The sequence below is a fragment of the Kytococcus schroeteri genome (assembly GCF_042433515.1).
In the GTDB taxonomy this organism is placed as follows: domain Bacteria; phylum Actinomycetota; class Actinomycetes; order Actinomycetales; family Dermatophilaceae; genus Kytococcus; species Kytococcus schroeteri.
In genome coordinates, this window is record NZ_JBHLVH010000012.1 from 1 (window position 1) to 13,464 (window position 13,464).

At 73.3% G+C, this 13,464-nt stretch carries 9 protein-coding genes; 4 read left to right on the plus strand and 5 right to left on the minus strand.

The features are described 5' to 3' along the window. Positions 1–307: 307 nt before the first annotated feature. Positions 308–3,226, plus strand: coding sequence for an FAD-binding and (Fe-S)-binding domain-containing protein (locus ACFFHC_RS05215; RefSeq protein WP_446685143.1), 2,919 nt, complete (start codon positions 308–310; stop codon positions 3,224–3,226). After that, entirely contained in the window at positions 3,223–4,209 is a 987-nt protein-coding gene (locus ACFFHC_RS05220) for an ornithine cyclodeaminase family protein (RefSeq protein ID WP_083323599.1), read from the plus strand. Before ACFFHC_RS05215 ends, ACFFHC_RS05220 begins: the two co-directional genes overlap by 4 nt. 279 nt (positions 4,210–4,488) lie before the next feature. Here the strand turns inward: ACFFHC_RS05220 and ACFFHC_RS05225 are convergent, their stop codons facing one another. Genes ACFFHC_RS05225 through hglS form a run of 5 tightly spaced genes read right to left on the minus strand, consistent with a single transcriptional unit; the run spans position 4,489 to position 11,248 of the window. After that, positions 4,489–5,649: an NAD(P)/FAD-dependent oxidoreductase gene (locus ACFFHC_RS05225; protein ID WP_070703385.1), complete on the minus strand. Its 1,161-nt coding sequence runs from the start codon at positions 5,647–5,649 to the stop codon at positions 4,489–4,491. A gap of 25 nt (positions 5,650–5,674) precedes the next feature. Then, the gene (locus tag ACFFHC_RS05230; protein WP_141494577.1) at positions 5,675–7,177 is read right to left on the minus strand and encodes an alanine/glycine:cation symporter family protein; all 1,503 of its coding nucleotides are present in this window, start codon (positions 7,175–7,177) and stop codon (positions 5,675–5,677) included. After that, a complete protein-coding gene (locus ACFFHC_RS05235) occupies positions 7,171–8,298 on the minus strand; it encodes a Glu/Leu/Phe/Val family dehydrogenase (RefSeq protein WP_141494578.1) in 1,128 nt (375 codons plus the stop codon). Before ACFFHC_RS05235 ends, ACFFHC_RS05230 begins: the two co-directional genes overlap by 7 nt. A 10-nt stretch (positions 8,299–8,308) precedes the next feature. Next, positions 8,309–9,817: an L-piperidine-6-carboxylate dehydrogenase gene (amaB, locus tag ACFFHC_RS05240; RefSeq protein ID WP_141494579.1), complete on the minus strand. Its 1,509-nt coding sequence runs from the start codon at positions 9,815–9,817 to the stop codon at positions 8,309–8,311. Between the two features lie 51 nt (positions 9,818–9,868). After that, on the minus strand, positions 9,869–11,248 hold the full coding sequence (hglS, locus tag ACFFHC_RS05245; RefSeq protein WP_238138175.1) for a 2-oxoadipate dioxygenase/decarboxylase: 1,380 nt from the start codon (positions 11,246–11,248) through the stop codon (positions 9,869–9,871). 141 nt (positions 11,249–11,389) lie between these two features. Here hglS and ACFFHC_RS05250 point away from each other — a divergent pair, with 141 nt between their 5' ends. Then, positions 11,390–12,283, plus strand: a complete 894-nt coding sequence (locus ACFFHC_RS05250) for a LysR family transcriptional regulator (protein ID WP_379803586.1) — start codon at positions 11,390–11,392, stop codon at positions 12,281–12,283. A 104-nt stretch (positions 12,284–12,387) separates the two neighbouring features. Further along, complete coding sequence (locus ACFFHC_RS05255; RefSeq protein WP_141494580.1) at positions 12,388–13,419, plus strand: NAD(P)-binding domain-containing protein; 1,032 nt, start codon at positions 12,388–12,390, stop codon at positions 13,417–13,419. The last annotated feature ends 45 nt before the right edge of the window (positions 13,420–13,464 follow it).

Consider the following 13,464-nt stretch of genomic DNA (forward strand, 5'->3'; position numbering starts at 1 on the left):
GTACTGCACTGGGAACGGTGTGGGAGAGTAGGACACCGCCGAACTCAACGTTTGTTTCAGCCCCGCCCAATTGTTGTTGGGCGGGGCTGAAACCATTCCCGGGGGTTGTGTTGGGGGTGGGCCGTGCGCGTCCCCATGGGGAAGGGAGAGGGTTCGTGTCCACCGGGGATGGGTGGGCCTGGATCGCACGCCCAGGCGGGGGTGGGTGCGGGGGGCGCTGATGCCGTGACCGGCAGTTCGCACCAGGGGTGGCGCGGGTCACACTTGTGTGATGACATGGCGGTCCGCACCGTGTTCTGGAGGTTCTGTGGCCGTCGTGTCCTCGTCCCGCCTGGTGGCTCGCCTGAGGGCAGTTGGCCTGTCCGACGTCCGCGACGACGCAGCCATCCGTGGCACCCACTCCAGTGACGCCTCGCTCTACCGCGTGGAGCCTCAGGCCGTGGTGTTCCCCCGGCACGCCGACGAGGTCACCCTGGCGGTCCAGACCGCGCGGGCAGAGGGACTGCCACTCACCGCTCGGGGTGCAGGGACGTCCATTGCGGGCAACGCCATCGGCCCGGGAATCGTCCTCGACTTCCGCCGGCACATGCAACAGGTCCTCGAGCTCGACCCCGAGGCCGGGACGGCTCGCGTGCAACCCGGTGTGGTCCAGGCCCGCCTGCAGGACGCAGCGCGGCCGCACGGCCTGCGGTTCGGCCCTGACCCGTCGACGTCCACGCGCTGCACCATCGGGGGGATGATCGGTAACAACGCGTGCGGCAGCCGCAGCCTCGCCTACGGACGCACCTCGGACAACGTGCTGGGAGCCCGGGGTGTCTGGGCGGACGGGAGCCCCCTGGACACGTCGCCCGTGGACGCCGGTACCGCGGCCCTGCGGGAGCGGCTCGCGTCGGTGGTAGCGAGTGACCTCGCCACCGTGCGCACCGAGTTCGCCCGCTTCGGGCGCCAGGCGAGCGGTTACGCCCTCGAGCACCTGCTGCCGGAGAAGGGCGTTGACCTGGCGCGCTTCCTCGTCGGCTCCGAGGGCACGCTCGCCGTCCTCACGGAGGCCACCGTCCGCCTGGTGAGGGCACCGGCCCACACCCGCCTGGTGGTCATCGGCTTCGACACGATGCCCGCCGCTGCGGATGCCGTCCCCACGCTCCTGACACAGGGGCTCACGGCCTGCGAGGGGCTGGACCGCCGGCTCGTGGACGTGCTCGTGGAGCGGCGCGGTCCGGCATCGGTGCCGGAACTGCCCCGCGGCGATGCCTGGCTCTTCTGCGAGGTGGCAGCGGAGACCGCCGGGGAGCTGGAGGCCGCCTCCACCGCGCTCGTGGCCACCGCCCGCATCGATGCCGGGGCCGTGGACGTGCGGGCCGTGCCCAAAGCCACCGAGGCGGCGGCGCTGTGGCGCATCCGGTCCGACGGGGCGGGCCTGGCGGGGCGGTCCCCGGCAGGACGCCCTGCGTGGGCGGGCTGGGAGGACGCCGCCGTGCCCCCGGAGCGGCTGGGGGAGTACCTCCGCGGGTTCGACGACCTGCTTGCCGCGTACGACCTCTCCGCGGCGCCCTACGGGCACTTCGGTGAGGGGTGCATGCACGTGCGCCTGGACCTGCCGCTCGGCGCACCGGGTGGTGTGGCGCGGTCCCGGGCCTTCCTCGAGGACGCCGCGCGCCTCGTGGCCGGCTTCGGTGGCTCGTGCTCCGGTGAGCACGGCGACGGCCGCGCCCGCAGCGAGCTGCTGCCCCTCATGTACTCCGAACGCGCGCTGGCGCTCTTCGGCGCGGTGAAGCACGCGTGCGACCCCGACGGGCTGCTCAACCCGGGGGTGCTCGTGGACCCGGCGCCCCTCGACGCCGACCTGCGCCTGCCCGGTGCCACCTGCGACCTGCCCACCCCGGCGTTCGCCTACCCCGAGGACGGCGGCAGCTTCTCCGCGGCCGTGCACCGCTGCACGGGCGTGGGCAAGTGCACCGCTGACGGGGTGCTCGACGGCGCGCAGACGGTGATGTGTCCGTCCTGGCTGGCCACCCGCGAGGAGGAGCACTCCACCCGGGGGCGGGCGCGCCTGCTGCAGGAGGTGGTCAACGGCAGCAGTGAGCTCACGGTGGACTCCCCAGCGGTGCACGACGCGCTGGACCTGTGCCTCTCGTGCAAGGGGTGCTCGTCGGACTGCCCCACCGGGGTGGACATGGCCACGCTGAAGTCCGAGGTGCTGCACCAGACCTACCGCCGCCGGCTGCGGCCGGTGACGCACTACTCGCTCGGCTGGCTGCCGCTGTGGACCGTGGCCGCCAGCCGGATGCCCCGCGTGGCCAACGCAGCGATGCAGGTGGTCCGCCGGGTTCCGGGTGCGATGCGGGTGGCCGGCATCGACCCGCGGCGGGGGCTGCCCACCTTCGCGCGGCGTCCCTTCTGGTCCGATGCGGGGAACCGTGCCCGGGCGGCGCGTTCGGTGACGGCGGACGCGGCATCGAGCGGGCGGGTGGTGCTCTTCGTGGACACCTTCAGCAACGCGTTCACCCCGCAGGCCGCCACGGCCGCCGTGCGCGTGCTCGAGGCCGCCGGGCTCACCGTGGAGCTCCTGCCGCGGCGCACCTGCTGCGGCCTGACCTGGATCACCACCGGGCAGCTCGACACCGCCCGCCAGCTGCTGCGGCGCACCGTGGACCAGCTGCTGCCGTACGTGGAGGCCGGGGTGCCGGTGGTCGGCATCGAGCCGTCGTGCACCGGCGTGCTGCGCAAGGACGCCGTCGAGCTGCTGGCCGACGACACCGCCCGCCGGGTGGCCGCCAGCACCTTCACGCTGGCCGAGGTGCTCGCGCGGGTCGGGTGGGAACCGCCCCGCCTGGACGGGCTGCGCGTGCTGGCCCAACCGCACTGCCACCACCACGCCGTCATGGGGTGGGAGGCCGACCGGGCACTGCTGGAGGGGGCCGGCGCCCAGGTGGAGGCGCTGGCCGGGTGCTGCGGGCTGGCCGGAAACTTCGGCGTGGAGGCAGGGCACTACGAGGTGTCGGTGGCCGTGGCCGAGCAGCACCTGCTGCCGGCGCTGCGGCGCGGCGGGCACGACGTGGTGCTCACCGACGGCTTCTCGTGCCGCCTGCAGGCCGACGACCTGGGTGGCGCGCAGGGCCGGCACCTGGCCGAGCTGCTCGCCGAGCACCTGAGCGAGGCGCCCCGCATCGAGGGGCGGGGCGCGCCCGACGACCGTCCCCACCCCATCGACGAGGAGGAACGATGAGCCACGAGATGCTGGTGCTGAGCGCCCGCGAGATCGAGGACCTGCTGGACCTGGAGGGGGTGCACGCCTCGCAGATGCGCGCCTTCGAGCGGCTGGGCACGGGGGAGGCGTGCATGGCGCCCAAGGTGTCCGTGCCCGGGGCCGACGGCGCCTCGCTGCTGACCTACACCGCCCGCAGCGCGCAGGAGGCGCCCGGCGTGGTGAAGGTGATCGGCTTCCACCCGGGCAACCCGCAGCAGGGGCTCGACCCGGTGCAGGGCGCCGTGTTGGTGCTCGACGGGGCGATCGGCCGTCCCATCGCGCTGCTCGACGGGCCGGCGCTCACCACCCCGCGCACAGCGGCCGGGTCCGCCGTGGCCACCGACCTGCTGGCGCGCCGCGACGCCGCCGTGCTCACGGTGGTGGGGACCGGTGTGCAGGCCTGGGCGCACCTGCGGGCGCTGACGCGCGTGCGGTCCTTCACCACGGTGCACGTGGTGGGGCGCCGGGCCGAGGCGGCCGAGGAACTGGCTGCCCGCGCCCGCGACGAGCTGGGCCTGGCCGCGGAGGCCTCCACGGACCTGGCGGCCGTGGCGCCGGAGTCGGACGTGGTGGCGCTGTGCACCACCAGCACCACGCCGCTGCTCGACGCCGGGCCGGTGCGGCCGGGGGCGCTGGTGGTGTCCGTGGGGTCGTTCGCCCCGGACCGCAGCGAGGTGGCCCCCGATCTCGTGGGCCGGGCCGACCTGGTGGTGGTGGACGACGTGGACACCGCGTGCGCGCAGGCGGGGAGCATCATCGATGCGGTGGACGCCGGTGCCGTGGACGCCGCGGACCTGGTGCCGCTGGGCCGGGTGGTCTGTGGGGCGCACCCGGGCCGGGCCCGCGAGGGCGACGTGGTGTTCTACAACTCCGTGGGCGTGGCCGCGCAGGACGCCACTGTGGCCGAGGAGGTGCTGCGCCGGGCCCGGGAGGCCGGGGTGGGCACGGCCGTGGAGCTCTGACGGGCCGGTCGGCCGGACCTGCGCGCGCAGAGGTCCGGCTGTGGTCCGTAGATCCGCCCTATGGGGTGTACCTCTGGACCGCAGCCGGACCTTTGTGCGCCGGCGGGGCGTCCGCCGGGCGTGGGCAGGCCGAGAACCGCACCGGTGCTGAGTTGGGCCTGACACCGCATCGAGAACCGCACCGGTGCTGAACTCGACAGTCGAGTTCAGCACCGGTGCGGACCTGGGTGGGGGTGGCGGTCGAGAACGGCACCGGTGCGGTTCTCGGCCACCGGGGCGTCAGACGATGTTGAACTCCCGCCGCAGCCCGGCCCCGGCGAAGCGCTCGGTGCTCATGCCCGACACGTCCACCGAGAGCGCGTCGCCGCGGTACATCTCCGCCATCACCTGGCCCACCGCCGGGCCCTGCAGGAACCCGTGGCCGGAGAACCCGGTGGCGTACAGGAACCGCGAGACGCCCTCGGCCTCGCCGATGAGCGCGTTGTGGTCCGGTGTCACCTCGTAGTAGCCGGCCCAGCGGGAGGCCATGCCCACCTCCTCCAGCAGCGGCACGCGGCGCTCGGCCACCTCGATGACCTGCTCCAGCCACGCGTCGGTGTGCTCCAGCGACCAGCCCGGCTCCTCGTCCTGGTTGGACATGCCCACCAGCAGCCCCGGGCCCTCGCGGTGGAAGTACAGGGTGCTGGAGAAGTCGATGGTGAAGGGCACCCGGTCGGGCAGGTCCGCGATGGGCTCGGTCACCAGCAGCTCGCGGCGCACCGGGTCCACGGGCAGGTCCACGCCCACCATCTCGCCCAGCCTCCGCGACCACGCACCGGCGCAGCAGACCACCGTGTCGGTGGCGATGTCGCCCTGGCTGGTCACCACCCCGGTGAGGGTGTCGCCGTCGCGCACCACGTCGGTCACCTCGCACTGGCGGATGATGCGCACACCCAGCGCGCGGGCGGCCCGGGCGTAGCCCTGCACCACGGACTCCGGCGTGCAGTGCCCGGCCTCCGGCGACCAGACGCCCGCGAGGAGCCCCTCGGTGGAGGCCAGCGGCGACATCGCTGCCGCCTCCTCCACCCCGATGATCCGGCTCGCCAGGCCCAGGGAGTTCTGCAGCTCCACGTTGCGCTCGAAGGTGTGCAGGTCCTCCTCGCGCTCGAGCAGGAACAGGTAGCCGCTCTCGTGGTAGTCGATCTCCTGGTCGAACAGCTCGGGGAAGTTCCGGAACACCTCCAGGCTGCGCATGCCCAGCTCCACGTTCACGGCATCGCTGAACTGCGCGCGTACGCCACCGGCGGCCTTGCAGGTGGAGCCGGAGCCCAGCTCGTCCTTCTCGAGCACCACCACGTCCGTGGTGCCGCCCTTGGCCAGGTGGTAGGCGGTGGACAGGCCCATGACGCCGCCGCCGATGACGACGACCTCGGCGCGGGTGGGGAAGGTCTTGTCCGACATGGGTACTCCTTGCGGTTCGTGCCGGTCAGGCGCCGGCGACGTGGTCGGGGACGCTGCGCTCGGCCTCCGGGACCTCCTCCAACTCGCCGCGCGCCAGGGCCCGGGTGTGGTCGGTCATCTCCCGGCGCAGGACGCCGGAGAGCAGGTAGAGGCCGATGAGGTTGGGCAGGGTCATGAGGAAGAACATGGAGTCCGAGAAGCCGACGACCGTGTCCAGCGAGACCGCCGCACCGACGACGATCATGAGGATCCACAGCACGTCGTAGGCGAGCTCCACGGCCCGGCTGTTGCCGAAGAGGTACCCGGCGGCCTTCTTGCCGTAGTACGAGTAGCTGAGGACCGTCGAGAACGCGAGCAGCAGGACGATCACGGTGAGCAGCCACGGGAACACGGCGTGGACGGTGGCGAACGCCTCGGAGGTCAGGGCCACGCCGTCGGCCTCGGACGAGGTGTGCAGTCCGGTGACGACGATGGCCAGCGCGGTCATCGTGCAGATCACCACGGAGTCGATGAACGGCTCCAAGGAGGCGACGATGCCCTCCTGGGCGGGGCGGCGGGTGCGCACGGTGGAGTGCGCGATGCCGGCCGAGCCCACACCGGCGGCGTTGGAGAACAGCGCACGCTGGATGCCCACGATGGCCACGCCGACGACGCCGCCCTCGACGCCCTTGCCGGTGAACGCCCCGGAGAGGATCTCCGAGACGGCGTGCGGCAGGTGGCCGATGTTGGTCGCCAGCACCACGAGCACGCACAGCACGTAGCTGACGGCCATGATCGGCGTGAGGCGGCTGGTCCACCGCGCGATGCTGGTGATGCCGCCCAGGATCACGGCGCCGGCCAGCACGGCCAGCACCACGCCCACGAGCCAGCCCTTGTCGGCCAGGTAGCTCTCATCGCCGCCGGTGACGCCCGCCAGCTGCACCGCCACCTGGTTGGCCTGGAAGATGTTGCCGGCTCCCAGGGCGCCGATCGCCATGGAGACGGCGTACATCCCCGCGAGCACCACACCGAGCGGGGCCAGGCCCTTCTCGGCCAGGCCGTACCGCAGGTAGTACATGGGGCCGCCGGAGACGGTGCCGTCGTCGTTGACGCGGCGGTACTTCGCGCCCAGCGTGGCCTCGGCGGCCTTGAGCGACATGCCCAGCAGGCCGGCCAGGATGATCCACAGCGTGGCGCCGGGTCCGCCGATGGTGATGGCCACGGCCACGCCGGCCACGTTGCCCAGGCCGACGGTGCCGGAGAGCTCGGTGGCCATGGCCTGGTAGCTGGTGATCTCGCCGGGGTCGGTGCGCCGGTTGTGGCGCCCCTGCACGATGCCGCGCAGCTGCCGGTAGCCGTAGGCGAACTGGGGGCCGATGAGGGCCGTCATCACCAGTCCGCCCAGCAGCAGCCAGACGACGAGGTAGGGCATCTCGGTGTCGGCCAGCGGGAAGGTGGCGAAGACCACCGAGCTCAGCCACTCGACCACCGGGCCGAACCAGGACTCCATCCAGGCGTCCACGCCGGACTTCTCCGCGGCGGTCAGCACGGCAGCTGCCCGCGCAGGCGCATCGCCTCGCGGACCCGGTCGCGGGCCAGCTGGCCGGCTGCCGCGTGCGGGATGGTCCCGGACTCGGCGGCGGCCTGCAGCACGGTGGTGGTGTTGGTGCGCATCCGCTCGGTGACCGTGGGCACGATCTGCGTGGTGTCCACGCCGAAGGGGGAGTAGCGGTCGCGCATGCCGAAGGCCGCGGCGATGATGCCGCCGGCGTTGGCGATGAAGTCCGGCACCACGGTGACGCCGCGGTCGGCCAGGGCCTGCTGGGCAGCGGCGTCGGTGGGCAGGTTGGCCCCCTCCACCACCAGGCGGGCGCGGATGCCGTCGGCGTTGCCGGCGTCGATGACGCCCTGCCGCGCAGCCGGCACCAGCACGCCGGCGTCCAGGTGCAGCTCCTGCCCGGCGTCGAGCCGCTGCCCGCCGGCGTGGTCCACCAGGGCGTCGCCGTGCTCGGCGCGCAGGGCCAGCAGCTCCTCGACGTCCAGGCCGTCGGGGTCGTGCACGGCCCCGGTCGCGGTGGAGACGGCCACCACGGTGTACCCGAGCTCCACCAGGCGCCGGGCGGTGGCGTGCCCGACGGCGCCGAAGCCCTGGATCACCACGCGCCGGTCGTCCAGGTCCGTGTGCGCCGCGGCGGCGTCGACCGCCTCGGCGACCCCGTGGCCGGTGATGCCCAGGGCGTCGTAGGCCACGCCGCCGAGGGCGGCCGGGGTGCCGGTGGCGGCACCCCGGTCACCGAGCTCGTCGCAGAGGATGGCCGCGTCCGTCTCGTCGAGCCCCATGTCCAGCCCGAAGACGTACTCCGCCGGCACCTCGTTGCGCAGCATCCGCGCGAACGCCCGCAGCGCCTCCTCCTTGCGGGGGGAGGCCGGGTCGAAGCGGATGCCGGCCTTGGCCCCGCCCTGGAAGAGGTCGACGGCCGCCCACTTCCACGTCATCACGCGGGCCAGGCGGGCCACCTCGGCCACGGTGAGGTCGGGGCTCATGCGGGTGCCGCCCTTGCCGGGGCCGCGGGAGGTGTTGTCGATGACGAGCACCCCCTGCATCCCGCTGCGCGGGTGGCTCACGGTGACGACCTTCTCCGGTCCCCACTCGTCGACGAGCTCGAACACGGCTGCCTCCTCAGAGGAACTCGACGCCCTGCGCCAGCGGCAGCTCGTCGGAGTAGTTGACGGTGTTGGTTGCCCGCCGCATGTAGGCGCGCCACGCGTCGGAGCCGGACTCGCGGCCGCCGCCGGTGTGCTTCTCGCCGCCGAAGGCGCCGCCGATCTCCGCCCCGGAGGTGCCGATGTTCACGTTGGCGATGCCGCAGTCCGAGCCGGCGTCGCTCACGAAGCGCTCGCCCTCGCGGACGTCGGTGGTGAAGATGGCCGAGGAGAGGCCCTGCGGCACGTCGTTCTGCAGGGCGATGGCCTCGTCGAGCTCGCGGTAGGTGAGCACGTAGAGGATCGGCGCGAAGGTCTCGGTCTTCACGACCTCGGTCTGCGCGGGCATCCGCACGATGGCCGGCTCCACGTAGTACGCGTCCGGGAACTCGTCGGCCAGCACGCGCCCGCCGCCGCAGAGCACCTCGCCGCCCTGCGCCCGCGCGTCCTCCAGGGCCTTCTGCATGGCGTCGTAGGAGGCCTTGTTCACCAGCGGGCCCACCAGGTCCTTGCCGGTGCTCGGGTCGCCGATCGTCAGGGTCCCGTAGGCCTTCACGAGGCGGTCGGTGAAGTCCGCGGCCACGTCCTCGTGGACGATGAGGCGGCGCATGGTGGTGCAGCGCTGGCCGGCGGTGCCCACGGCGGCGAAGGCGACGCCACGCAGGGCCAGGTCCAAGTCGGCCGAGGGGGCCACGATGGCGGCGTTGTTGCCGCCGAGCTCCAGCAGGCTCCGGCCGAAGCGCGCCGCCACGCGCGGCCCCACCTCGGCGCCCATGCGGGTGGAGCCGGTGGCCGAGACCAGCGGGATGCGGGTGTCGTCCACCATCTTCTCGCCGAGGGTGCGGTCGCCCAGCAGCACGTGGTGCAGGCCCTCGGGGGCGCCCACGTCCTTGACCGCACGGGCCAACAGGGCGTCGGTGGCCAGGGCGCTGAGCAGCGTGGCCTCGGACGGCTTCCACACCACGGTGTTGCCGCACGCCAGGGCGATGGCGGTGTTCCACGCGTAGACGGCCACGGGGAAGTTGAAGGCGCTGATGACGCCCACCACGCCCAGGGGGTGCCAGGTCTCCATCATGCGGTGGCCGGGGCGCTCGGAGGGCATGGTGCGGCCGAACAGCTGGCGCGACAGGCCCACGGCCAGGTCGCAGATGTCGATCATCTCCTGCACCTCGCCGGCGGCCTCGGACGGGATCTTGCCCGCCTCGGCGGTCACCAGCACGGCCAGGTCGTCCTTGTGCTCGGTGAGCAGCTCGCCCCAGCGCTTCACGAGGGCGCCGCGCACCGGGGCAGGGGTGTCACGCCAGGTGGTGAACACCTCCGCGGCGGTGCTGATGGCGGTGTCCAGCTCCGCCTCGGTGGTGGCCGCCAGGCCCATGAGGTCCTCGCCGGTGATGGGGGTGCGGGCCTGCAGGTCGGTGCCCTGCGGCACGGTGGCGCCGCACGCCTCGAGGGCCTGGCGCACCTTCTCGTGGATGGGGTGGGTCATTGCGGTTCCCTCCTGGGGTCCGTCGGGGTGGTGGTCGTTCGGTCGGGTGGTTCAGGGGCGCACGGCCACGCCGGTGGCGGTCTCCACGGCATCGAGGGAGGCCTGCTGCTCCGCGGCGTACAGCGCGTACGGGTCGCGGATCTCCACGCCGCAGATCTGCGAGAGGCGGGCCATGTCGAAGGCGACGCCCTGCTGCGCCTCGTCCTTGCTGCCGGCGGTGGTGAGGTTGGACTGGAAGATGCCGGCCGCGGAGCGGGGCAGGAAGTCCTCGTAGACCACGGGGGTGGCCACGAGGTGCCCGCTGGCCACCAGTTCGTGGGCGCGCCGGCCCTGCGGCAGCTCGGCCACACCCTCGGCCAGGGCGTAGGTGAAGAAGGCCAGCTCGGCCTCGGCCAGACCCATCTCGGTGTTGGGCAGGTGCGTGGCCCACACGCGGCGCAGCACGTCGGGGCGCTCGCCGCCCTCGGTCGCCAGCAACTCGTCGGCCTCGGCCAGCATCCGGTCGTAGAGGTCGCGACCGGCCTGGGTGAGGGCCACACCGCGCTGCTCCACCTCGCCGAAGCGCACCCGCAGCGTGCCGGGGCCCACCGTGCCGTCGGCCTTGAGGAAGCGGCGCTCCTCGTCCAGGGCGCGGAAGGAGGTCTGGCGCAGCAGCACGTCCGGGCCGTCCCACGAGGGCGGGCCCTGGATCTGGTCGATCATCTCGATGCCGCGCGCCTCCATCCGCTCGTAGAGGGCCTCGATGTCGAGCACGCGCGGGGTGAGGTGGTTGATGTGCGTGGTGGGCACGCCGCCGATGTCTGCGGCCACCGAGGAGATCTGCTCCAGCCGGCGGTACCACTCCTCGTCGACGGGCTCCTCGGAGAGCTCGAACACGGCGGTGGCGCGCTCCACCAGCTCGTCGGCCTCGTCCTCGGGCAGGCCGCCCTGCGCGGCGGCGCGGTCGGCCAGGGCCAGCAGCTCGTCGTCGAACAGGCGGCGCCGGGCCAGGAAGTCGGCCAGCTCCTGCTGCAGGGACTCGTCGAAGAAGCGCGGATCGGTGGTCACCAGCATCGAGGTGAAGACGCGGAAGGGGTTGCGGGCCAGCTCGTCGCGGTCCACGGGGCGGAAGGCGGTGCTCACCACCGGCACGGCCGAGGCGGAGTCGCGCAGGTCGTAGAAGCCCACCGGGTGCATGCCGAACGCGGCGAAGACCCGGGCCACGTGGCCCAGCTCCTCGGGCGTGCCCACGCGGATGGCGCCGTGGCGCTCGGCCGTGACGCGCTCGATGCTGCCCAGGCGCTCGGCCTCGGCCCCCAACTGCGCGATGTGGTCGCGGTTCACGCCCTCGGAGACCTCCACCAACGTGGTGTAGGCGGGCACCTCCTGGCCGTACATGCGGGACATACGGGCGGCGAAGCGGGCGCGGAGCTCGTGCTGGGCCACGGTCACGGGGTGCCTCCTGGGGACGGGATCGGTCAGGCACACCGTGATGTGGGTCATATCATCAGCACAAGCGACAAGTCCTCACCTGAATCGTTCACCCCATCTGATGAGTCGCGGCCGCCCGGCCGGACCGGGAGGAGGCGCCCCGTGGCCTGGACCCTGACCCAGTTGGAGACCTTCCGCGCCGTGGCCGAGGGTGGCTCGATGCACGCCGCCGCCGAGCGCCTGGGCTACACCCCCGGGGCGGTCTCCCAGCAGATGGCGGCCCTCTCCCGGGCCGTGGGCGGGGAGCTCTTCCTGCGCTCGGGGCGGGGCGTGGTGCTCTCCGACGCAGGCCACGGGTTCCTGCCGCTGGCGCGCCGGGTGCTCGAGGAGGACCGCGCCGCCCGCCGCGCCCTGGCCGAGCTGCGTACCGGGCGGGCCACCGTGCGGGTGGGGATCTTCGAGACCGCCGGCGCCGTCTCCTGCCGCGAGGTGCTGCGCCGCGCCGCCGTGGCCGAGCCGCCGGTGGACGTCGTCTTCGAGGAGGTCGACGTGGAGCGCGCGGTGGACGCGGTGCGCGCCGGCACCGTGGACCTGGCCCTCTCGGTGCACTACGAGCTGGTGCCGGTCACGCTGCCCCCCGGCGTGGTGGCCATCGAGCTGCTCACCGAGCCCTTCGTGGAGGTGCGCGCCGCCGACCTGGTGGCCGACGCCCCGTGGATCGTGCCGCCGGTCACCGAGACCTTCGGCATGGCGGTGCAGGCGGCGCTGCGGCGGGCGGGGGAGGACACCGGTGCCGCGCACGTGGTGACCGACACCGCGCTCATGGTGGCGCTCGCCGAGGCCGGGGTGGGGCGGGCGCTCGTGACCCCCCTGATGCTGCGGGTGCACCCGCGCGACCTCCAGGTGCACCCGGCGCCCCGCTCGGGTCGCCGCACCGTGGTGGCGCTGGCCACCGACGCCCAGCGCGAACGGGCCAGTGTCCGTGCGGTGCTCGACGGTCTGGGGGAGATCTTCCGGTCGATGCGGGGTGTGGAGGGAAATCCTCCGGTTTCCTGACCCATTGACACTCCCAGTCTCCCGTGCCACGGTGTGCCGACCCCATCGATGTGGTGGGGGTCACAGGCCGCGTGGGTCGCGGCGAGGCCGGAAAGGGGCTGGGGATGATCGAGCTGATGCGCCGCGAGGAGCACGGTGCCTACACCGTGTCCACCTACCGATTCACCGAGCAGCACACCGTCTCGGTGGCGCACGAGACCCGCGCCTCAGCCCAGCTGCCGGGCAACGGGGGCACCCGCTGGCTGCAGTACCCCTCCACCGAGGCGGCGGCCGCCGAGGCGCTCGTGCTGGCCCAGTGCATGACGCGCAAGCACTCCCTCTACGAGACCGGCTTCTGCGGCACCAAGCTCGTCATCGACGGCCCGCTGGACCTGGCCGACCGCAGCCTGGTGCACGACGCCCTGGCCGAGGTGCTGCGCCAGCACGACGGTGCCCTGTACACCGGCTGCGACCTCAACACCACGAGTGCCGACATGCGTGAGGTGGCTGCCCGCTGCCCGGCGGTGCTGGACTCGCTGACCAACCCCGCGGTGTGCACCTCGACGGCCACCGGCAGCGGTGTCTTCGCCGCCTTGACCAGCACCCTGCTGCCGGGCGAGCGCCCCCGCATCGCGGTGCACGGCCTGGGCAAGGTGGGCGGCCAGGTGGCCCGGCTGGCGCGCAACGCGGGCTACGACGTGGCCGGCTTCGACGTGCGCCCCGAGGCCGCCGAGGCCCTGGGCGTGCGCGCTGTGGACTCCGACGAGCTGTTCACCGGGGGCTACGACGTGGTGGTGCTCTGCTCGCTGTCCGGCATCGTCACCGAGGAGGTGGCGGCCACCATGAACCCGCGCTGGGTCGTGGCCTCCGCCAACGCGCCGTTCGCCACCCCGGAGGCGCAGCGCACCGCCGAGGAGCGCGGCATCCACTACCTGCCGGACTACGTGGCCAACTCCGGGGCCGTGCTGTGCGACGCGCTGGAGTGGCGCGACCGTGAGCTCTACGACTCCCTCGACCAGGCCGCGGTGGACCAGTACGTCATGCGCACCATCAGCTCGCGCTCCCTGCAGGTGCTGGCCGAGTCCGGGCTGCGGGGCGTCACCCCGGAGGTGGTGGCCGCCCAGGCGTGGGCGGAGCACAGCCCCGTGCCCGCCTGAGACCGGCGGGCTGGCGGCGTGGCATGGCCCATAGCTCGGAGCACC

What these genes read in the sequence shown, in the direction of transcription:
- ACFFHC_RS05220 (WP_083323599.1), top strand. Translation starts at nt 3,223, where the DNA reads ATGAGCCACGAGATGCTGGTGCTGAGCGCCCGCGAGATCGAGGACCTG.
- ACFFHC_RS05225 (WP_070703385.1), bottom strand. Translation starts at nt 5,649, where the DNA reads ATGTCGGACAAGACCTTCCCCACCCGCGCCGAGGTCGTCGTCATCGGC.
- amaB (WP_141494579.1), bottom strand. Translation starts at nt 9,817, where the DNA reads ATGACCCACCCCATCCACGAGAAGGTGCGCCAGGCCCTCGAGGCGTGC.
- ACFFHC_RS05255 (WP_141494580.1), top strand. Translation starts at nt 12,388, where the DNA reads ATGATCGAGCTGATGCGCCGCGAGGAGCACGGTGCCTACACCGTGTCC.